At 71.0% G+C, this 19938-nt stretch carries 14 protein-coding genes; 7 read left to right on the top strand and 7 right to left on the bottom strand.

What is annotated here, in order from left to right; all coding sequences use genetic code 11:
- Positions 1 to 23: 23 nt before the first annotated feature.
- Both OG490_RS18495 and OG490_RS18490 read right to left on the bottom strand, forming a co-directional pair.
- Positions 24 to 932 (bottom strand): FkbM family methyltransferase, encoded by a 909-nt coding sequence (locus OG490_RS18495; RefSeq protein ID WP_330297403.1) that lies wholly within the window; start codon positions 930 to 932, stop codon positions 24 to 26.
- Between the two features lie 19 nt (positions 933 to 951).
- Positions 952 to 2040 carry a tetratricopeptide repeat-containing glycosyltransferase gene (locus OG490_RS18490; RefSeq protein ID WP_330297402.1) on the bottom strand — a complete coding sequence of 363 codons (1089 nt, stop codon included), beginning with the start codon at positions 2038 to 2040 and terminating at the stop codon, positions 952 to 954.
- Between the two features lie 436 nt (positions 2041 to 2476).
- Here OG490_RS18490 and OG490_RS18485 point away from each other — a divergent pair, with 436 nt between their 5' ends.
- Together OG490_RS18485 and OG490_RS18480 are read left to right on the top strand one after the other, a co-directional pair.
- Complete coding sequence (locus OG490_RS18485; protein ID WP_330297401.1) at positions 2477 to 3988, top strand: hypothetical protein; 1512 nt, start codon at positions 2477 to 2479, stop codon at positions 3986 to 3988.
- 337 nt (positions 3989 to 4325) lie between these two features.
- On the top strand, positions 4326 to 5192 hold the full coding sequence (locus tag OG490_RS18480; RefSeq protein ID WP_330297400.1) for a hypothetical protein: 867 nt from the start codon (positions 4326 to 4328) through the stop codon (positions 5190 to 5192).
- 3 nt (positions 5193 to 5195) lie between these two features.
- Here the strand turns inward: OG490_RS18480 and OG490_RS18475 are convergent, their stop codons facing one another.
- The 3 genes from OG490_RS18475 to OG490_RS18465 all read right to left on the bottom strand — a co-directional run bounded on the left by OG490_RS18475 (position 5196) and on the right by OG490_RS18465 (position 8755).
- The gene (locus OG490_RS18475) at positions 5196 to 6014 is read right to left on the bottom strand and encodes a hypothetical protein (protein WP_330297399.1); all 819 of its coding nucleotides are present in this window, start codon (positions 6012 to 6014) and stop codon (positions 5196 to 5198) included.
- Positions 6015 to 6162: 148 nt separating this feature from the next.
- Positions 6163 to 7425 carry a metallophosphoesterase gene (locus OG490_RS18470; RefSeq protein WP_330300969.1) on the bottom strand — a complete coding sequence of 421 codons (1263 nt, stop codon included), beginning with the start codon at positions 7423 to 7425 and terminating at the stop codon, positions 6163 to 6165.
- 214 nt (positions 7426 to 7639) lie between these two features.
- Positions 7640 to 8755: a LacI family DNA-binding transcriptional regulator gene (locus OG490_RS18465; protein ID WP_215021268.1), complete on the bottom strand. Its 1116-nt coding sequence runs from the start codon at positions 8753 to 8755 to the stop codon at positions 7640 to 7642.
- Between the two features lie 362 nt (positions 8756 to 9117).
- On the opposite strand from OG490_RS18465, the gene hisC reads away from it, so the two are divergent.
- On the top strand, positions 9118 to 10200 hold the full coding sequence (hisC, locus tag OG490_RS18460; protein ID WP_330297398.1) for a histidinol-phosphate transaminase: 1083 nt from the start codon (positions 9118 to 9120) through the stop codon (positions 10198 to 10200).
- A 23-nt stretch (positions 10201 to 10223) separates the two neighbouring features.
- Here hisC and OG490_RS18455 read toward each other — a convergent pair whose 3' ends face one another.
- On the bottom strand, positions 10224 to 10592 hold the full coding sequence (locus OG490_RS18455) for a cyclophilin-like fold protein (RefSeq protein WP_330297397.1): 369 nt from the start codon (positions 10590 to 10592) through the stop codon (positions 10224 to 10226).
- A gap of 190 nt (positions 10593 to 10782) precedes the next feature.
- Between OG490_RS18455 and OG490_RS18450 the strand changes: the two genes are divergently transcribed.
- Genes OG490_RS18450 through OG490_RS18435 form a run of 4 tightly spaced genes read left to right on the top strand, consistent with a single transcriptional unit; the run spans position 10783 to position 18795 of the window.
- The gene (locus tag OG490_RS18450) at positions 10783 to 12288 is read left to right on the top strand and encodes a cytochrome ubiquinol oxidase subunit I (protein ID WP_330297396.1); all 1506 of its coding nucleotides are present in this window, start codon (positions 10783 to 10785) and stop codon (positions 12286 to 12288) included.
- Between the two features lie 18 nt (positions 12289 to 12306).
- Complete coding sequence (gene cydB, locus OG490_RS18445) at positions 12307 to 13308, top strand: cytochrome d ubiquinol oxidase subunit II (protein ID WP_330297395.1); 1002 nt, start codon at positions 12307 to 12309, stop codon at positions 13306 to 13308.
- Between the two features lie 51 nt (positions 13309 to 13359).
- Complete coding sequence (gene cydD / locus OG490_RS18440; RefSeq protein WP_330297394.1) at positions 13360 to 17022, top strand: thiol reductant ABC exporter subunit CydD; 3663 nt, start codon at positions 13360 to 13362, stop codon at positions 17020 to 17022.
- A 24-nt stretch (positions 17023 to 17046) separates the two neighbouring features.
- Positions 17047 to 18795, top strand: coding sequence for a sensor histidine kinase (locus OG490_RS18435; RefSeq protein ID WP_330297393.1), 1749 nt, complete (start codon positions 17047 to 17049; stop codon positions 18793 to 18795).
- A 174-nt stretch (positions 18796 to 18969) separates the two neighbouring features.
- Here the strand turns inward: OG490_RS18435 and OG490_RS18430 are convergent, their stop codons facing one another.
- Positions 18970 to 19887: a Cof-type HAD-IIB family hydrolase gene (locus OG490_RS18430; protein ID WP_330297392.1), complete on the bottom strand. Its 918-nt coding sequence runs from the start codon at positions 19885 to 19887 to the stop codon at positions 18970 to 18972.
- Positions 19888 to 19938: the final 51 nt, after the last annotated feature.

Here is a 19938-nt window from a genome sequence, read left to right as displayed (position 1 = left end):
GCGGGGCCGCCCACGGCCGGGTTTCAGCGCAGTGCGGTGAGGTAGCGCTCCGGTGCGTCGGGGGCGGCGGCGTTCCGTGTGCCCAGCACGCTGAGGCACCGGTACGCGAGGTCCGTGGAGCCGTAGACGTGGTGGGCGACCAGGGCCAGCTGCTTGAGCTGCTCGTCGGTCATGGTTTCGGGACGCCCGAAGTCGCGTACGTACACGACGTCGGCTTCGAGGAGCTGGTGCTGGGCCTGGCGGAAGTCGCCGCCGAAGACCACGGGGGCGATCGGCCAGCGCTTGACCGCCGTGAAGGCGTGCGGGATGAAACCCTGACGGCGCAGCTCCTGGTCCACGTCGCCGAACACGGGCTGGTCCTCGTAGAGCGGGACGAAGGACACCTCGGTGTGGATCGCCACGGCCTCGGCCAGCTTCTGCCGGGCGTTCTCGAACACCATCAGCTCGGCACCCTGGATGTCGATCTTCAGGAGGTCGAAGGCCCCGACCTCCGCCACGTCGTCCAGCCGCCGGGTGTCGATCGGGATCTCCTCGAGGACCCGACCCCATTCGGTGAAACCGTTGAAGAGCCCGAGCCGGTTCGGGTCGGGCCGGTAGAGGCTGGTCATCCCGGAGGCCGCGGCGACGCGGAGGGTGTGGGTGGCGCCGTCGCCGATGGCGTCCGGCAGGTAGGTCTCGTACGGGCCCTTGCGGCGCTGGAGCTCGTCGAGGGCATCGGGCTGGGGTTCGAAGCCGGTCACACGGCACAGGCCGGACCGCAGCATGTCCCGGTACGGGGGGTCCCCGTCGATCGGGTTGGCGCCGATGTCGACGACATGGGTCCGGCGAACCGGCTGCACGAGCGCGAGCACGGGCGAGACGGCGGCGGTGGATGCGGGGGTGGTCGATGCCGTGGCGGTTGATGCGGCAGTGGTTGATGCGGTGACGGTCATGACACTCTCATCCTCACGATCAGGCGACGACTCGGTACGCCGCGCCCAGCTTGCGCCGGGCGAAATCGAGGTTCGCGGAGACCCGTTCGCGCTGGTCATCGGGCAACTTGCCCTCGCTCAGGAGCCGCTCGCAGCACTCCAGTGACTCCTGGTACTCCCCGACCCAGTAGGCGGCGATCGCGAGTTCGTCGAGCGCACGCCACTCGTGCCACGAGAACTCGACGAACAGGATGTCCTGCGGGCGGGGGATCCGCGCCGCCTCGCGGGCGAACATGTAGGCGAGCGGCCAGCGGTTCTGTACGCGGCAGAGACGGGCGAGCTCGCCGATCGCCTCGGCGCGGGTGGGACGACTCTCGTGCGCACGCAGGTAGCGGTCCATCACCTCGGCCGCCGGCCGGTCGAGACTCGCGGCGAGCCGTGCGGCGTAGACCTGGGAGCAGTACGTCTCCTCGGCGAAGCCCGCCATGCCGGCCCGGCGGTCGTAGGCGGCTAGGGACTTCTCGGGTTCGCCCGCGTCCCGCCAGCTCTGGCCCAGGTAGAACACGTAGCGGGTGTTCTCGGGTTCCTTGATCAGCCCCTGTTCGAGTACCTCCGCATCGCGCAGGTACTTCTGGCGCTGGCCGCCCTCGCGGAGGCGGGCGCCGCCGCCGACGCTGAGGATGTTGGCGCCCTCGAGCACTCCGAGGCTGAACTCGGTGTCGCACTCGATGTACTCGTGGAGCACGCCGACGTACCGCCAGGGCAGCCGCGTGGAGACGAGCGCCGGCCGCCAGTGGATGATCGGCCCGTCGTGCAGGGCGACGCGGTAGGCGTCGAGGGTCAGGTCGGGCATCCGGAACCCGGGTTGCACCTGCATCTCGTCGTCGGCGTCGATGAACAGCAGGTAGTCGGCGCTGGAGCGGGCGAGCTCGATGGCCTCGGTACGGCTGCCGTCGAATCCCTTCCACGGACGTTCGTGGAGGACCCCGGGCAGATCGCTGAGGCACTCCCGGATGACGTCCTGCGTGCCGTCCGTCGAGCCGGTGTCCACGATCACCCAGGTGTCGATCAGGGGACGCATCGAGTCAAGGCACTTCCGGATGGTCGGAGCCTCGTCCTTGACGATCATGTTCAGACAGACTGTTGGTTTCACGGGTCCCGTCCGCTGTAGTGGCCGTTCCTGCCGGCGGTGGGGCCGCTGTGCCCTGTGCGACCGCTGTGCCTCTTGCGACCGCTGTGGGGGGCGCTGCTCACGGCTCGCCGGTCCGGATGGATCGTCGGTGACTCTAGGGATCGGGCGTGGGACACCGGTGGGCGGCGCGCCGACGGGGATCCCGGGTTCGCAGTCGGCAACATGCCGCGGCCGGTCGGCGGCGCCGGTGCGGTTGGCCGGAGCCGGCCTCGTCGGGCACCCCCTGATTGGCGGTCATTTAGTAGGCCGATGTGTTGATAGTCGGGCGCCGTGCTTGAGGTGTTGCATGCGCAATCCGTAGCTCCAAAGGAAGCTCGTACCCGCGGCCGGGACACCACGGATTCCGGTCGGCTTACCTCCCAAGGAGCGCTCGATGAGTCGTGAGCACCGATCCAGGTCGATCCTCGGCCCCCTGCCCCGCAGTAGGGCCTGGCTGACGGGATCCACCCTGGCCTCGCTCTCCCTCGTGCTGGCGGGCGTCGTCAGCCCCATCGCCGCCGCGGCGCAGTACCCCGCACCGCAGGCGTCCGCGGCCCGACCGGCCGGCGGCGGTGGCGGCGGTGGCGGGAAGGACTGCCGGGAGCGGCCGCACGACGACGACGAACCGCTGCGCGCCGGGATGCTGAACCGGTACCTCGGGGGTGGTGGCGGTGACGACGACGAGTACAACGACGATCACGGCCGCGACCACGACCACGGCAAGTGCGTGGGCCCGACAGGCCCGACCGGTCCGACGGGTCCGACCGGTCCGTCCGGACCCAAGGGCGATACGGGTCCGACGGGTCCGTCCGGTGGGACGGGCGCCATGGGTGCCACCGGTGCTACGGGTGCGGATGGTGCGACCGGTGCGACCGGTGCCACGGGCGCGACTGGTGCTGATGGTGCGACGGGTGCGACCGGCGCTGACGGTGCGACGGGTGCGACGGGTGCGACCGGTGCGACGGGCGCGACCGGCGCTGACGGTGCGACGGGTGCGACCGGTGCGACGGGCGCGGACGGTGCGACAGGGGCGACGGGTCCGACGGGTGCGACGGGTGCTGACGGCGCTACGGGTGCGACTGGTGCGACGGGCGAGACCGGTCCGACGGGTCCCACTGGCCCGACGGGTGCGGATGGCGCGACGGGTGCCACGGGCGAGACCGGCCCGACCGGCCCGACCGGTCCGACGGGTGCGGATGGCGCTACGGGTGCGACTGGTGCGACGGGCGAGACCGGTCCGACGGGTCCCACTGGCCCGACGGGTGCTGACGGCGCGACGGGCGCGACGGGCGCCACGGGCGAGACCGGTCCGACGGGCCCGACCGGTCCGACGGGCGCCGACGGCGCGACTGGTGCCACGGGTGGGACGGGCGCGACCGGTCCCACTGGCGCTACGGGCGCCACCGGCGCCACAGGTGCCACCGGTGGGTGCAACGCCATCGCCAACTACAAGCCCAGCGGCTCCCGTGAGGTCAAGGCGGTGATGATCAACGGGATCGCGTACGTCGGAATCCGGGGCATCGCCCCGGACGCTACGAACTTCGACTGGCACAACCTGACCAACCCCGCGCGCAACCCGGGCTACCCGACCGGGGTGGCCTGCGGAATCGCAGTCGACGAGCACTCCAACGGGGCCAACATCGAGATTTCGACAACCGACGGACGGGTCTTCGAGACCTTCTGCACGGTCGACAACCCCACACCGTCGCTGAACTGCGGGACGGCCGGCGGCCCGCCCACCAACCAGCACCCGTGGATGCTGATCACCCCCGGCCCCACCACGGCCCCCGCGCTGCAGAGGTCCGCCGAGACCCCGCCCGCCACGAAGCCGGAAGCCAAGAGCCGGCCGGTCAAGAAGTCGGCAGCCAAGAACCCGCCGGCCAAGGGCAACAAGTTCCGCGACTAGCAGCGGAACGGGTCACCCCGGTCCGCGGGACCCGGTGACCCAGCTGCGCAACCGGTGAACCCCAGTGGCCCGGAGCGCCGGTCGGACCTCGGTCCGGCTGGTGCTCCGGGCCGTCGGCGTACGGGCGCGCTGCCGTCCGGTGGTGTGCCGCCGGGCCGGGGCCGCCGAGTGGCCGTGCCCCAGACGGCCATGTGGCCGTGTGGACTGCGCCGTTCCGCTGACAGGAGGGCGCGTCGGCCCGCCCCGGGGCGGCGGGGTCCTCAGGATGACCTGCGGAGTCCGGTCATATTTCCGGACTTTGGAAGACCGTCGATCCAATGTGCGCGAGGAGCGGTACATGAGTTCTGAGAACAGGGCCCCTGCATCCCTGGGGCCGTTGCCCCGACGGGCCGGCTGGCTGACCGGTGGCACGCTCGCCTCGGTGGCGCTGGTGCTGGCGGGCATGGCCTCCCCGGCCGTCGCGCTGGCCGCACCGGTGACCGGTGATCACTGCAAGTCAGGGCAACACAGACCGGACAACCTTCGGAAGCAGGAGGGTGCGGTCGGGCAGCCCCAGGCCGCGCACGACGACGAGTGCAAGGTGGGCCCGACGGGTCCGCGCGGCCCACGGGGTCCGCGGGGACCCAAGGGTCACACGGGCGCGACGGGTCCGACCGGGCCCACGGGTCCGACGGGTGCCACGGGTGCCACGGGCGGGACCGGCGCGACGGGTGCGACCGGCGCGACGGGTGCGACCGGAGCCACCGGCGCGACGGGCGCCACCGGTGCGACAGGAGCCACCGGCCCGTGCAGTGACATCGACAGCTACGCGCCCTCCGGCACCGAGGACTACAGCGCGGCGCTCAACGGGGGTCACACCTACGCGGGCCGGGCCGCCACCGTCGGTGGCAGTCCCGTCTGGACCGACTACTCCGGCCTCCTCGGCTATCCCAACAGCGCAGAGACCGGATTCGCCTGCGGAGTCTCCATCTCAGGGTCGAACAACGACGCGTACGTCAAGGTGCTGACGACCACCCGCCGGGTGTTCCAGCTCCACTTCGACATCAGGGGCGGGGCCTTCACACCCGTCGGTACCTGGACGGAACTGCTACCGGCGCCCGTCCCCGCCTTCCGCGCCAAGGCGGTCGCCACCAAGGAAGAGGACATCACCTGGAAGGGCGACCTGGGCTACTCGGGCCTCCCGAACACCGTCAGCGCCGAGTAGCCCTCATTCAGGCTCGTTCTCCGGGCCGCCGAAGTCCGGGCTCGTGAAGTCCGGGGACGTGTAACCGGGCCGGGGTCCCTGTGCGGGGGCCCCGGGGCTGGTGAAGTCGGGCCGGGAGTATCCCAGGTTGGGGATGCGCCCGGCCCCCGGCTTGCGGGGGGCCGGGAACCCCGACCCCGCGCTGGGATCGGCCAGCGCGTCCCGTAGGAACGGCATGATGCCGCGCTCCAGCAGGGCGTTGCGCCAGGCCTCCCGGGCCCGTGACACCTCGTCGGGTACGGCCTCGGTCTCGTCCGCCACCACCTCGGTGGAACTGTTGCGCACGGCCGTCACCAGCAGCCCGATCACGGCGAAGAGCAGGGCGGCGACCGTGAGTCCGCCGAAGAGCCAACCCGCCGTCAGCATGGTCTCCGCGAAGGCCGGTTCGGGTTCGAAGCCCTTCAGGATGTAGCCCACGATCAGGAAGATCAGCATGGCGGTGCCGGCCAGGACCGGGGCGAGGACCGCGACCACGGCGCCGACCCCCGCGCCGCCGCCGGCGCCCTGTCCGCCGCTCTCCCGGGCCAACGTTCCGGGGGTGGACAGGATCTCGTCCTGCCGCTCCTTGCGGACCTTCACGTAGTGGTCGTACTCGGCTGCCGCCGCGGCCGTCAGCAGCGCGGTGGCTCCCATGGCCATGGTGCGCAACTGTTCGGCGTTCAGCCGTTCGCCCAGGGCGGCGAGCTCGGGCCGGTCGTTCGCGGTGCGCAGCGCCTCGTCGAGGAGCCGATCGAACTCCGGTCGGTCTTCGGTGAGCAGGTGCGGAGCGCTGGTCATGTGCATCCCCCGATGCTCCGTAGGGGCCGGTATGCCCGCGTAGACCCGGGCACCGGCACAAACGGAGGAGAGCCTGCTGCGGATAGAGCGATGGTAGAGCGCCCATGCCGTGCGTTGACAGGGGCTTTCCGGAAATACCCCGCTCCGGGAACCCTCAGTCGTTCAGCGGGAGTTCTACGACGAGCAGTTTGCCCGCCATCGTCACGCCGCCGTCCATGGCGATGGCAAGCCCCTCCGCGTACACGTGGGGACCGACCACGGCCTCGGGGCCGCGCGGCTCGTCGCCGTCCTCGGTGCCCACCTCGCCCAGCAGGTACGGGATGGGGCTGTGGCCGTGGACGACGCGACTGCCGCCGTAGGTGCCCAGGAGCTCGCGGACGGCCTGCGGACCCGTGCCCTCGTCGCGGAAGGCGAAGCGCTTGGTGAACTTGCGGAACAGGTCCCAGGTGATGTCCGCGTCGTTGCGGTTGAGCAGCTCGTGGATGGTGTCGTTGACGTCTTCGACGGAGTCGCCGTAGTCGAGGTAGGCGGTGGTGTCGGAGTGCAGGAGCAGGTGGTCCTCGACCAGGACGGCCGCGTCCAGCCGGGACATCCACTGCAGGTGGACGTCCTGCAGGCGCTCCATGTCGGTGCGCTGGCCGCCGTTGAGGAGCCAGGCGGCCTGGAAGGTGGCGGTGCCGGCGCCGGAGACGATGGGGGTGTCGCCGAACCGCTTGGCGCCGATGAGCAGGAGTTCGTGGTTGCCCATCAGGGCCTTGCAGTAGCCGCCGGCGGCGGCGGCCTCGGCGGACAGGCGCATGACGAGGTCGATGACCCCGATGCCGTCGGGTCCGCGGTCGGTGAAGTCGCCGAGGAACCAGAGCCGGGCGTTTCCGGCGGCCCAGTTGTGGTCGGCGTCGATGAGGCCCTGGACCTGGAGTTCGGAGACGAGTTCGGCGAGGTAGCCGTGCACGTCGCCGACCACGTAGAGCGGGCCGGGACCGTCGGTCGCGAAGTCCTGCGGGACGTACTGGACCTGGACGGTGTCGCCGGGACCGCCGAGGGCGCCGCGGCCGATGACCGGGAGGTCGCGCTGGGTCGGCGTGTAGTCCTCGAAGTCGCCTTCGTCCGCGGGGCCGTTCTCCTCGGGGAGGGTGGCGTACGGGGCTTCGTACCCGTAGCCGTGCTGCGCCGGTACGGGCGCGGGCGCGGGCGGGGGTACGGGTACGGGTACGGGTACGGGCGCCGGGCTCTCGCCGTAGTACGCGGGGTACTCCCCGTACACGGGGGTGTCGCCGGGCGGCCCGGCGGGCACGGTGACCCCGGCGGGCACGGAATGCGGGGCGGGTTCGACGACGGGCACCCGGAAGTCCCGCTGCGTGTCCGTCCGCACCGCGGGTCCCTGACCGGCCCCCTGCGTCATCGACCCCTCCACCACCGTCGCACTGCCGTACACCTGCGGACCTCCCGCCTTCTGGGCGGAGGGTCCGTGATGTCGTGCGCCCATCATAGGAATGCAGCTCGCGCTCTGTGACGCACCAGGGGTGGTGAATCCTGGCCGGAGCTACTTGTTCCTACCGGTTTCTCCCCATATCGGCACTGCCGAAATCCTGAGCGGGGCCGAAGCTCCGCCCAGGGACCGGTGTGGTCGGTCAGTCCTGTGCCGGGGAGCGGGGCGGGCTGACGGTCGTACGGGGCTGCCTGCGCTGGGATGAAGTACGGATGATCAGTTCGGTCGGGATGACCTGTTCGACGGGTCGCCCGGTGTCCACGCCCTCGATGGCGTCGATGAGCAGTTGTACGACGGCGGTGCCGATGCGGCGCGGTTTGAGGGACAGGGTCGTGATGGGCGGTTCGGTGTTGGCGTACACGGTGGATTCGCTGCAGCACACGAGCAGCAGGTCCTCGGGAACGCGCAGGCCGTAGCGCCGGGCGGCGGCGAGCAGGTCGGTGCCGTTGGGGTCGAAGAGCCCGTACACGGCATCGGGCCGGTCGGGGCGGGCGAGCAGCCGGTCGGCGGCGACGGCGCCGGCGCACGGGTCGTGGGCGGGGTAGGACTCGTAGACGGGGTCCTGGCCCACGCGCTCGCACCAGCGGAGGTACGCGGTGGTGGAGAGGCGGGTGTAGGTGTCGGTGGTGGTGCCGGTCAGCAGCCCGATGCGGCGGGCGCCGGCGGCTGCGAGGTGGTCCAGGAGGCCCAGTACGGCGGCCTCGTGATCGTTGTCCACCCAGGCGGTGACGGGGAGTGAGCCTGCCGGGCGGCCGTCGGAGACCACGGGCAGGCCCTGGCGGACCAGTTCGGTGACGACGGGATCGTGGTCGGAGGGGTCGATGACGACGGTGCCGTCGAGGGCCACGTTGGACCAGACGTCGTGTCGGGAGGTGGCGGGGAGGATGACGAGGGCGTAGCCGCGGGCGAGCGCGGCGGAGGTGGCGGCCCTGGCCATCTCGGCGAAGTACGCGAATTCGGTGAAGGTGAAAGGTTCATCCCCGTACGTCGTCACGGTCAGGCCGATGAGGCCCGACTTGCCGGTACGGAGGGTGCGGGCCGCCGCGGAAGGGCGATAGCCCAGCCGGTCGGCGACCTCGCGGACGTGGCGGCGGGTGGCGTCCGGCAGCCGCCCCTTGCCATTGAGCGCGTCGGAGACGGTCGTGATCGAGACGCCCGCCGCCGCGGCCACGTCCCTGATGCCGGCCCGGCTTTGTCGGCCGGCGGCCCGCCGGGTGGTCTCGGTCCGGCTCACCTGGTGCTTCCCTGCTGCTGTCATGGCGAGCCGATAGTAGGGCTCGGGGGGCCGGGTGGTCCGGATGCATATGCAGGCGTTGACAGGCACGATTCTGCACGGTTCGCCACCCCCAATGACCTTGGAAACCAAGGTCTTTTCCCTTGGTGGGGGCGAGGTGCGCTTGTCGTCGGGTCCGGGCATGCCAAAACGGTGCGGTGTCGGGCAGGTTTCAACTCACCTGTACGAGGGACGCGCGCCACGGCGCAGGCCACCGGCGCGCGCATATATGCGTGCGCTCTCCCGCATTCCTGGCGCCCGCCGTTCTCGGATGGACGGAATCCTCATAAGGTGAGGAGTATTGAGTCGACGGCGACGTCGTACGGGATGGTCGAGGAGGACCTGCGGTGAGCGAGAAGAGCCCGAAGCTGCGCGCCGAGCTGGACGGCATCCCCACCTACAAGCCCGGGAAGCCCGCCGCAGCGGGCGGTCCCGTGGCGTTCAAACTGTCCTCGAACGAGAACCCGTACCCCCCGCTGCCTGGGGTGCTGGAGACCGCGGTCGCCGCGGCCGGACACTTCAACCGCTACCCCGACATGGCATGCACGGGTCTGGTGAACGAGCTCGCCGACCGGTTCGGGGTCCCGGTGGAGCACATCGCCACGGGCACCGGCTCGGTCGGGGTCGCCCAGTCGCTGATCCAGTCCACGGCGGGGCCGGGCGACGAGGTCATCTATGCCTGGCGGTCTTTTGAGGCTTACCCGATCATCACCCAAATCTCGGGTGCGACCTCCGTCAAGGTCCCGCTGACCGACGGGGACGTGCACGACCTGGACGCGATGTTCGAGGCGATCACCGAACGAACCCGGTTGATCTTCGTCTGCAACCCCAACAACCCCACGGGCACCGCGGTGCGCCGGGCCGAGCTGGAACGGTTCCTCGACCGGGTGCCCTCCGACATCCTCATCGTCCTCGACGAGGCGTACAAGGAGTTCGTCCGCGACGTGGAGGTGCCGGACGGCATCGAGCTCTACCGCAGCCGTCCGAACGTCGCCGTGCTGCGCACCTTCTCCAAGGCGTACGGGCTCGCGGGCCTGCGCGTCGGATTCGCGGTGGCACACGAGCCGGTGGCCGCGGCGCTACGCAAGACGGCGGTGCCCTTCGGCGTCAGCCAGCTCGCCCAGGACGCGGCGGTCGCCTCGCTGCGCGCCGAGGACGAGCTGATGGGCCGGGTCGGGTCGCTGGTCTCGGAGCGCACGCGGGTCCACGCGACGCTGCTGGCCCAGGGCTGGACGGTGGTTCCCGAGACGCAGGCCAACTTCGTGTGGATGCGCCTCGGCGAGCGGACCGCCGATTTCGCGGCGGCCTGCGAGAAGGCCGGCGTGGTGGTCCGGCCCTTCGCGGGCGAGGGCCTGCGGGTCACGATCGGCGAGCCCGAGGCGAACGACCTCTTCCTGCACGCGGCGGAGGCGTTCTTCAAGGAGATGTAGCCACCGGCTTCGAGCAGGTGTGGCTACGCGAGTTCCACGCGGATGGAGTCGCCGTCGCGGACGGTGGCCAGCAGGCGGGGGTCGCCGTCGAACGAGCCGAGCACGTTGCACGGGCTCGCCAGGCGGCTCTCGCCCCCGCGGGAGATCGGCGTCGGACCGTAGGGCAGCGCGAGCGCGTCGCCCTCGGTCCAGAACGCGACCGTGCCGGGGGCGACGACCTGCTGGGCGTCGTGCTCCAGGGCCACGGAGACGCCCGTGTCGAAGTAGACCTCCTCGCCCCAGGTGTTCGCGGTGGCGGAAATCGGGAGGGCTTCGGCGAGCGCCTTGGCGGTGGGGGTCACGTCGAGGGTCGCGGTGAGGTGGCCGGCGGGCCAGAGGATCCGAATCTTCATGGGTCGCATTCAACAATCTGTTGAATGTATTCGCTAGGGGGGACCCCCCTGAAAGATGCCGACACAGGTACGACATAATGCTTGTGAATGTGAACGCGTTCACAAGCGTGTCCTGCTTCCTCCCGGATTGAGTGGGATACAAGAGGCAAACTGCGGCTGTGACCACGGGCGAACCGAAGGAGACGAGGACGTGGACCTAGCTTTGGCGCCAGAGACACTGGCGCGATGGCAGTTCGGTATTACCACCGTCTATCACTTCCTCTTCGTTCCCTTGACGATCTCGCTGGCCGCGCTCGTCGCGATCCTGCAGACCGCCTGGGTGCGTTCGGAAAAGGAGAAGTACCTCAAGGCCACGAAGTTCTGGGGCAAGCTCTTCCTGATCAACATCGCGATGGGCGTCGTCACCGGAATCGTCCAGGAGTTCCAGTTCGGCATGAACTGGTCCGACTACTCGCGGTTCGTCGGTGACATCTTCGGCGCCCCGCTGGCCTTCGAGGCGCTCATCGCCTTCTTCTTCGAGTCCACCTTCATCGGCCTGTGGATCTTCGGCTGGGACAAGCTGCCCAAGAAGATCCACCTGGCCTGCATCTGGATGGTCTCGATCGGCACCATCCTCTCCGCGTACTTCATCCTCGCGGCGAACTCCTGGATGCAGCACCCGGTCGGCTACCGGATGAACCCGGAGCGGGGCCGGGCCGAGCTCACCGACTTCTGGCTGGTGCTCACCCAGAACACGGCACTGACGCAGTTCTTCCACACCATGACGGCCGCCTTCCTGGTCGGTGGCGCGTTCATGGTCGGAATCGCCGCTTTCCACCTCTCCCGCAAGCGGCACATCCCCGTGATGCGGACCTCGCTGCGGCTCGGCCTGGTCGTCATGATCATCGCCGGACTGGGCACGGCCATCAGCGGTGACCTGCTCGGCAAGGTGATGTTCAAGCAGCAGCCGATGAAGATGGCCGCCGCCGAGGCGCTCTGGGACGGCGAAGCGCCGGCGCCCTTCTCGGTCTTCGCCTACGGCGATGTCGAGAAGGGTCACAACACCGTCGCCATAGAGATCCCGGGCCTGCTGTCCTTCCTGGCCAACGACGACTTCACCTCCTTCGTCCCGGGCATCAACGACGTGAACAAGGCCGAGCAGGAGAAGTTCGGGCCCGGCGACTACCGGCCCAACATCCCCGTCGCCTACTGGGGCTTCCGCTGGATGATCGGCTTCGGGATGGCCTCGCTGGGAGTCGGGGTCCTGGGACTCTGGCTGACCCGCAAGAAGTTCATGCTGCCGCCGGGGCTGCGCACCGGTGAGAACGAGGTCCCGCACCTGGTCCTCTTCAAGAAGGCACTGAGCCCCAAGTTCACCAACCTGTACTGGGTGGTCGCGCTCTGGACCATGGGCTTCCCGCTGATCGCCAACTCCTGGGGCTGGATCTTCACCGAGATGGGCCGTCAGCCCTGGGTGGTCTACGGAGTCCTGCGCACCCGCGACGCCGTCTCGCCCAACGTCTCCCAGGGCGAGGTGCTCACCTCGATGATCGGCTTCACGCTGCTCTACGCCGTGCTCGCGGTCATCGAAGTCAAGCTGCTCGTGAAGTACGTCAAGGCCGGCCCGCCCGAGCTCACCGAGGCCGACCTCAACCCGCCCACCAAGATCGGCGGGGACGACAAGAACCCCGACCGGCCGATGGCCTTCTCGTACTGAGGCTGGGGAGACCACACCATGCAACTCCACGACGTCTGGTTCGTGCTCATCGCCGTCCTGTGGATCGGCTACTTCTTCCTCGAGGGCTTCGACTTCGGGGTCGGCGTACTGACCAAGCTCCTGGCCCGCGACCGCAAGGAGAAGCGGGTCCTGATCAACACGATCGGGCCCGTCTGGGACGGCAACGAGGTCTGGCTGCTCACGGCGGGCGGCGCGACCTTCGCCGCCTTCCCCGAGTGGTACGCCACCCTCTTCTCCGGCTTCTACCTGCCGCTGCTGATCATCCTGATCTGCCTCATCATCCGGGGCGTCTCCTTCGAGTACCGCCACAAGCGTCCCGAGGACAAGTGGCAGACCAACTGGGAACACGCGATCTTCTGGACCTCGCTGATCCCCGCGTTCCTGTGGGGCGTGGCCTTCGCCAACATCGTGCGCGGCGTGAAGATCGACCAGCACAAGGAGTACGTCGGCACCTTCTTCGACCTGCTCAACGTCTACTCGATCCTCGGCGGCCTGGTCACCCTGACCCTCTTCACCTTCCACGGCGCGGTGTTCACCTCGCTCAAGACGGTCGGTGACATCCGGGACCGCTCGCGCAAGCTGGCCATGCGGCTCGGGGTGGTGACCGCCGTGCTGGCGCTCGCCTTTCTGATCTGGACCCAGGTCTCGCGCGGCGACGGCTGGAGCCTGGTCGCGATGATCGTGGCGGTCCTGTCCCTGGTCGGAGCCCTCGGATTCAACTTCGCGGGCCGGGAGGGCTGGGCGTTCGCCCTGTCGGGAGTCACCATCGCGGCCGCCGTGGCGATGCTGTTCCTGACGCTCTTCCCGAACGTCATGCCGTCCTCGCTGAACGACGCCTGGAACCTCACGGTCACCAACGCCTCGTCGAGCCCGTACACCCTGAAGATCATGACCTGGTGCGCGGCGGTGGCGACCCCGGTCGTCCTGCTCTACCAGGCGTGGACGTACTGGGTGTTCCGCAAGCGCATCGGTACGCAGCACATCGCCGACGCGCACTGAGTCCCGGCCGGCCGGCCGGTCCCGTCCGACCCTGCCCGAGGGATGTTTCACGTGAAACCGATCGACCCGCGCCTGCTCCGGTACGCCCGTTCCACCCGTCTCTTCCTGGGGGCGGTGGTGGCTCTCGGGCTCGCCGGGGCGGGACTGGTCGTCGGCCAGGCGATGCTGATCGCCGAGATCGTGGTCGGTGCCTTCGAGGACGGACTGGACGGGGCGGCGCTCCGGACCCCCCTGCTGCTGCTCGCGGCGGTGGCGCTCGGTCGGGGCCTGATCGCCTGGCTGACGGAGCTGGCCGCGCACCGGGCCAGTGCGGCGGTCAAGTCGGAGCTGCGGGGCCGGCTGCTGGACCGGGCCGCCGACCTGGGGCCCGGCTGGCTGAGCGGACATGGGGTATCCCCTGCTCGAAGAGCTTGGGGAGGGACGGGATCCCTGGTGGCGCTGGCCACCCGGGGCGTGGACGCGCTCGACGACTACTTCTCGCGGTACCTGCCCCAGTTGGGGCTCGCGATCGTCGTCCCGGTGGCGGTGCTCGCCCGGATCGTCACCGAGGACTGGGTGTCGGCGGCCATCATCGTGGTCACACTGCCGCTGATCCCGGTCTTCATGATCCTGATCGGCATGGCCACCCAGTCCCGGATGGACCGCCAGTGGCGGCTGTTGTCCCGCCTGTCGGGGCACTTCCTGGACGTGGTGGCCGGACTCCCGACCCTGAAGGTCTTCGGCCGGGCGAAGGCCCAGGCCGAGTCCATCCGCAAGATCACCGATGACTACCGGCAGGCCACGATGCGCACCCTGCGCATCGCGTTCCTGTCCTCCTTCGCGCTCGAACTGCTGGCGACCCTCTCGGTGGCCCTGGTGGCCGTGACCATCGGCATGCGGCTCGTGCACGGGGAACTGGACCTGTACACCGGGCTGGTCATCCTGGTCCTGGCACCCGAGGCGTACCTGCCCCTGCGCCAGGTCGGCGCGCAGTACCACGCGGCGGCGGAGGGGCTGGCGGCCGCGGAAGAGATCTTCGACGTGCTGGAGACCCCCGCCCCGGTGGCTGGCGGCACGGCCGCCGTACCCGCTGCGGGGCTGCGGATCGAACTGGACGGGGTCGCGGTCCGGTACGAGGGCCGGGGCGAGGATTCCCCCGGACCGGTCTCGCTGAGCGTGGCGCCCGGCGAATGCGTGGCCCTCACCGGACCGAGCGGCGCGGGCAAGTCCACGCTGCTCCAGGTACTGCTGGGCTTCGTGACCCCGAGCGCCGGCCGGGTGCGGGTCGGCGGCGCGGACCTGGCGGAGCTCTCGCGGGAACAGTGGCGGGAGCGGATCGCATGGGTGCCGCAGCGGCCGCACCTGTTCGCGGGGACGATCGCGCAGAACGTCCGGCTGGCGAGGCCGGAAGCCGAGGACGAGGCCGTCGTCGGTGCTCTGAAGGACGCCGGGGCCTGGGAGTTCGTGGCCGGGCTGCCGCACGGCGCGGACACGCTGCTCGGCGAGGGCGGTGTCGGTCTGTCCGCGGGGCAGCGGCAGCGCCTCGCGCTGGCACGGGCGTTCCTGGCGGACCGGCCGGTGCTGCTCCTGGACGAGCCGACGGCCGCCCTGGACGGCGAGACCGAAGCGGGCGTCGTGGAGGCCGTACGCAGGCTTGCGGTCGGGCGGACCGTGCTGCTGGTGGTGCACCGGCCGGCGCTGCTCGCCGTCGCCGACCGGGTGGTGCGCGTCGGGGCGGGCCCCGCGGGGCTGCCTTCGCACCCCGCTGCCGCCCCTGCCCTTGCTGCCGCCCCTGCCCTTTCGTCCGGTCTTGCCCGGACCGCCGAGGGCTCGGGCGTGGCGGACCCTGCCGGAATGAGTGACCCCGGGGAGTGGATCCTCGGGAGCGCGCCCGAGCGGGTGGCGAAGGCGGCCGGAGCCGATACGGGCGGGCGGGACCCGCTGCGGCGGGTCAGGGCCGTGGCCAAGGCGTGGCAGGGCCGGTTCCGGCTCGGCCTGCTGCTCGGGGCACTGGCCGTCGGGTGCAGCGTGGGACTGATGGCCGTCTCCGGCTGGCTGATCTCGCGAGCCTCCGAACAGCCGCCCGTGCTGTACCTGATGGTGGCCGTCACTGCCACGAGGGCCTTCGGAATGGGCCGGGCCGTCTTCCGGTACGCGGAACGGCTCGTGTCCCACGACGCCGTGCTGCGCATGCTCGCCGACCTGCGGGTCTCCGTGTACCGGGGGCTGGAGCGGATCGCCCCCGCCGGGCTGCGCGCGCAGCGGCGCGGGGACCTGCTGACCCGGCTGGTGGCCGACGCCGACGCCCTGCAGGACTACTGGCTGCGCTGGCTGCTGCCCGTCGGCACCGCGGTGCTCGTCGGGACCGGGTCGGTGGCGTTCACCGCCTGGCTGCTCCCCGAGGCCGGGGCCGTGCTCGCGGCCGGACTGATCGCCGCCGGCGTCGGGGTGCCGCTCGTCAGCGCGGTCTGCGCGCGCCGTACGGAGCGCCGACTCGCGCCCGCCCGGGGGGAGCTCGCCACCCGGGTGGCCGATCTGCTGACCGGGACCGCGGAGCTGACCGTGGCCGGAGCCCTCGGCGGGCGGAAGGCCGCCGCGAAGGAGAGCGACCGCACCCTGACCGGGATCGCCGCGCGCACGTCCGCCGTCACCGGGCTCGGGAGCGGGCTGTCCGCCCTGCTGTGCGGGCTGACCGTGGTGTGCGCCGCCGCCGTCGGCGCGAGCGCCGTCGCCGGGGGCCGGCTGTCCGGGGTCGCCATGGCCGTGGTCGTACTGACTCCGCTCGCCGCGTTCGAGGCCGTCACCGGACTTCCGCAGGCCGTCCAGTACCGCCAGCGGGTCCGCCGCAGTGCCGAGCGGGTCTACGAGGTCATCGACTCGCCCGTCCCGGTCACCGAGCCGGAGCGCCCCGAAGCGCTGCCCGCCTCGCCCTTCCCGCTGAAGCTGACGGGGCTCGCCGCCCGCCATCCCGGGCAGGAGGACGACGCCCTGCGCAGGCTCGACCTGACCCTGGAGGCGGGCCGCCGGGTCGCGGTCGTCGGCCCCTCGGGTGCGGGCAAGACCACGCTGGCGCAGGTTCTGCTGCGCTTCCTGGACCAGCACGAAGGCTCGTACACCCTGGGCGGGACCGACGCGCGTGCGCTCGACGGGGACGACGTGCGCCGGGTGGTGGGCCTGTGCGCCCAGGACGCCCACATCTTCGACAGCTCGGTGCGGGAGAACCTGCGCCTGGCCCGCACCGGGGCGAGCGAGGAGCAGCTGCGCGGAGCGCTCGCCGAGGCCCGGCTGCTGGAATGGGCCGATGGCCTTCCGGACGGGCTGGACACGCTGGTCGGTGAGCACGGCGAGCGGATCTCCGGCGGTCAGCGCCAGCGCCTCGCGCTGGCCCGGGCCCTGCTCGCGGACTTCCCGGTCCTCGTCCTGGACGAGCCGGCCGAGCACCTGGACCTGGCGACTGCGGACGCGCTGACCGCGGACCTGCTGGCCGCGACCGAGGGCCGCACCACCGTGCTGATCACGCACCGGCTGGCCGGTCTGGAAGCGGTGGACGAGGTGCTCGTCCTGGACCGCGGCGCGGTCGTCCAGCGTGGGGCGTACGCGGAGCTCGCCGCTGTCGAGGGGCCACTGCGGAGGCTCCTGGAGCGGGAGAGGGCAGCGGACCGCACGACGGCCGATTCCGACCGGGCCCGTCCTTCCTCGCTCTCGACTCCCCTCACTCTCGACTTTCCTCGCTAAAGCGGACTAACTAGTCTCAAGGGCATGTCAGCGCAGGAGTCCCAGCAATCGCCCGAGTCACCGCCGGAGCCGTCACCGGGAAAGCCCGACCCGCTGGAGGCCGCGACCGCTGCCACCCGGAGTCTCCAGGGGCTGTCGACCGAGCTCACGGCCCGGGTGCCACAGCTCCTGGAAGCCATGCGGTCGGTGGGAACCGGCCTTGAGCTGCACTCCACGCTGGACCGGATCTGCGAGACGGCGGCCGAGCTCGCGGACGCCCGCTACGCGGCCATCGGCGTCGTCGACACCGAGGGCCGCGGGCTCTCGGACTTCGTCACCTTCGGCATCAGCGACAAGCTGGCCAAGAAGATCGGGCCCCGCCCCGACGGGAAGCGCGGCCTGCTCGGCGCCCTGATCTCCCACCCCGACACGGTGCAGCTCGCCGACCTGAGCAAGGACCCGCGCTCGGCGGGATTCCCCGAGCACCACCCGCCGATGAAGACCTTCCTCGGCGTCCCGATCCGGGTGCAGGGCGAGATCTTCGGCAACCTCTACCTCGCCGAGAAGAACGGCGGCGGCGAGTTCAACGACTACGACGTCCACATGGTCCGGGTACTGGCCACCGAGGCGGGCATCGCCATCGGCAACGCCCGGCTCTACGAGGCCGCCACCCAGCGCGAGCGCTGGATCGACGGTTCGGTCGCCGTCACCACCGCCCTGCTGTCGGGCGGGGACGCGGACGACGCGCTCGCGGTCGTCGCCGAACAGGCCCGCCGGCTCGCCGATTCGGCCGCCGGAATCGTGATGCTGCCCGCCGAGGACGGCGGGATGGAGATCGTCGCGGTCTCCGCGGAGAACCCGGCCACCTCGCTCGGCGTGGTGATCCCGGCCGAGAGCCCCGTGGTCGCCAGGCTCCTGGAGGGCGAGCCGGTCTTCGTGGACGACGCGGCCTCGGATCCGCGCATGATCAGCCGCCTGACCAGCCAGTACGGGGCCTGCATGATGCTTCCGCTGCACAGCGGCGGCCGGGTGCTGGGAGCGCTCGTCACCCCCCGGGCCCGCGGCAAGCGGCCGTTCAGCGAGGCCGAGCGGACGCTGGCCACGCAGTTCGCCTCCCAGGCGGCGCTCGCGCTGATGATGGCCGAGGCGCAGCGCGACCGGGAACGGCTGGCGGTCTTCGAGGACCGTGACCGGATCGCCCGCGATCTCCACGACCTGGTCATCCAGCGGCTCTTCGCCACCGGCATGATGCTGGAGGGCGCCCAGCGCCGCTCGATCGTGCCCGAGGTGCGTGACGGGGTCGGCAAGGCCGTGGACGAGCTCGACGTGACGATCCAGGAGATCCGCACCGCGATCTTCGCCCTCCAGCAGGGCCCGGCGGAAGTCCCCTCGGGTCTGCGCACCCGGGTACTGCGGGAGATCAACATGGCTGCGGTGCCGCTGGGCTTCAAGCCTGCGCACCGCTTCCTCGGGCCGATCGACGCGGTCGTCGGCGAACTCGTCGGCAAGAACCTGATCGCTGCCCTGCGCGAGGCCCTGTCGAACGCGTTCCGGCACGCCGAGGCCTCCCGCATCGAGGTGGTGCTCGACGCCACCGTCACCCTGACCGACGGACGGCCCGGGGTCCGGCTGGAGGTGGCGGACGACGGCGTGGGCATCCCGGAGGGCGGGCGGCGCAGCGGGCTGCGGAACCTGCGCCGCCGGGCCGAGTCGCTCGGCGGCTCCAGCTCGTACGGGCCCGGCCTCGACGAGGACGGCGGCGGGACCACCCTGGTGTGGGAGGCCCCGCTCTAGGTCGTCTCTTTCGGATCTTGCCGGGCCCGCGCCGCCCGGCACCGCACCCCGCCGCACTGCCGGGGCACTCGAGTACGTCCAGTACGCGGGAGCCCCGGCAGCACGGCGAGGCACGGCACCGGACGACGCGGACCTGACCGACAAGATCCGAAAGAGACGACCTAGCTCGTCTCTTCAGGACCGGGTGCGGGCGGCCCGTTCGGCCAGGATGCGCTCGATGACGAGGGCGACGCCGTCCTCGTTGTTGGCGACCGTACGGCCGGACGCGGCCGCGATCACGTCCGGATGGGCGTTGCCCATCGCGTACGAGGTGCCCGCCCAGCCGAGCATCTCCACGTCGTTCGGCATGTCCCCGAACGCGACCACCTCGGCCGCCGAGATGCCGCGCTCCTCGCAGCACAGGGCCAGGGTGCTGGCCTTGGAGACACCCGGTCCGCTGATCTCCAGGAGGGCGGTCGGGCTGGAGCGGGTGATCGAGGCGTACGCGCCGGCGTTGGCGCGGGCCAGCTCCAGGAACTCGTCGGGAGCCAGCTCGGCATGGTGCGCGAGCACCTTCAGGACGGGCGCCGAACTCTCGTCGGTGTCCTCCTGGAGCAGCTTCTCTGCGGTGGCGACGTTGGCGCCCGGGTCCTGGAAGAAGGGTGGGTACGCGGGCTCGTAGTTGATGCCGGTGGTCAGTTCGACGGCGAACGAGGTGCCGGGGGCGGCGGCCCGCAGAGCCTCCACCACCTTGAGCGCGGTGAGTCGGGGCAGCGCTCTGACCTGGACGAACTCCCGGCCCGTGGGTGAGCGGTCGGTGTGCGGATCGAAGGCGTGCAGATCGACGACGGCAGCGCCGTTGGCGCAGATCGCCAGGCCGTGGCCCTGGACGTGGTCGCTGACCACGCCCATCCAGCGTGCCGGGCGTCCGGTGACGAAGAAGACCTCGATGCCGGCCTCCTCGGCGGCGGCGAGTGCGTCGACGGTGCGTTGCGAGACGGATTTGTCGTCGCGCAGCAGGGTGCCGTCGAGGTCGGTGGCGATGAGCCGGGGCGTGGGGGTTGGCCCGTCCGGGCACTGGGGAGCCGAGGTCACGGATCCATCTTCGCCCATGAGCCCGGGTCGCCGAGCCGGACCCCTGCCGGGGCCGGGGCCGATGGCGAT

This window comes from Streptomyces sp. NBC_00503, assembly GCF_036346895.1.
Lineage (GTDB): Bacteria > Actinomycetota > Actinomycetes > Streptomycetales > Streptomycetaceae > Streptomyces.
Note: the sequence above shows the minus strand (reverse complement) of the source record. Positions and strands in the feature narration are given on the sequence as shown.

Excerpts from the sequence above, each read along its gene's own strand:
- OG490_RS18490 (WP_330297402.1), bottom strand. The coding sequence starts at position 2,040 with ATGATCGTCAAGGACGAGGCTCCGACCATCCGGAAGTGCCTTGACTCG.
- OG490_RS18475 (WP_330297399.1), bottom strand. The coding sequence starts at position 6,014 with ATGCACATGACCAGCGCTCCGCACCTGCTCACCGAAGACCGACCGGAG.
- OG490_RS18465 (WP_215021268.1), bottom strand. The coding sequence starts at position 8,755 with ATGACAGCAGCAGGGAAGCACCAGGTGAGCCGGACCGAGACCACCCGG.
- OG490_RS18455 (WP_330297397.1), bottom strand. The coding sequence starts at position 10,592 with ATGAAGATTCGGATCCTCTGGCCCGCCGGCCACCTCACCGCGACCCTC.
- OG490_RS18485 (WP_330297401.1), top strand. The coding sequence starts at position 2,477 with ATGAGTCGTGAGCACCGATCCAGGTCGATCCTCGGCCCCCTGCCCCGC.
- OG490_RS18495 (WP_330297403.1), bottom strand. The coding sequence starts at position 932 with ATGACCGTCACCGCATCAACCACTGCCGCATCAACCGCCACGGCATCG.
- OG490_RS18435 (WP_330297393.1), top strand. The coding sequence starts at position 17,047 with ATGTCAGCGCAGGAGTCCCAGCAATCGCCCGAGTCACCGCCGGAGCCG.
- OG490_RS18430 (WP_330297392.1), bottom strand. The coding sequence starts at position 19,887 with ATGGGCGAAGATGGATCCGTGACCTCGGCTCCCCAGTGCCCGGACGGG.
- cydB (WP_330297395.1), top strand. The coding sequence starts at position 12,307 with ATGCAACTCCACGACGTCTGGTTCGTGCTCATCGCCGTCCTGTGGATC.
- OG490_RS18480 (WP_330297400.1), top strand. The coding sequence starts at position 4,326 with ATGAGTTCTGAGAACAGGGCCCCTGCATCCCTGGGGCCGTTGCCCCGA.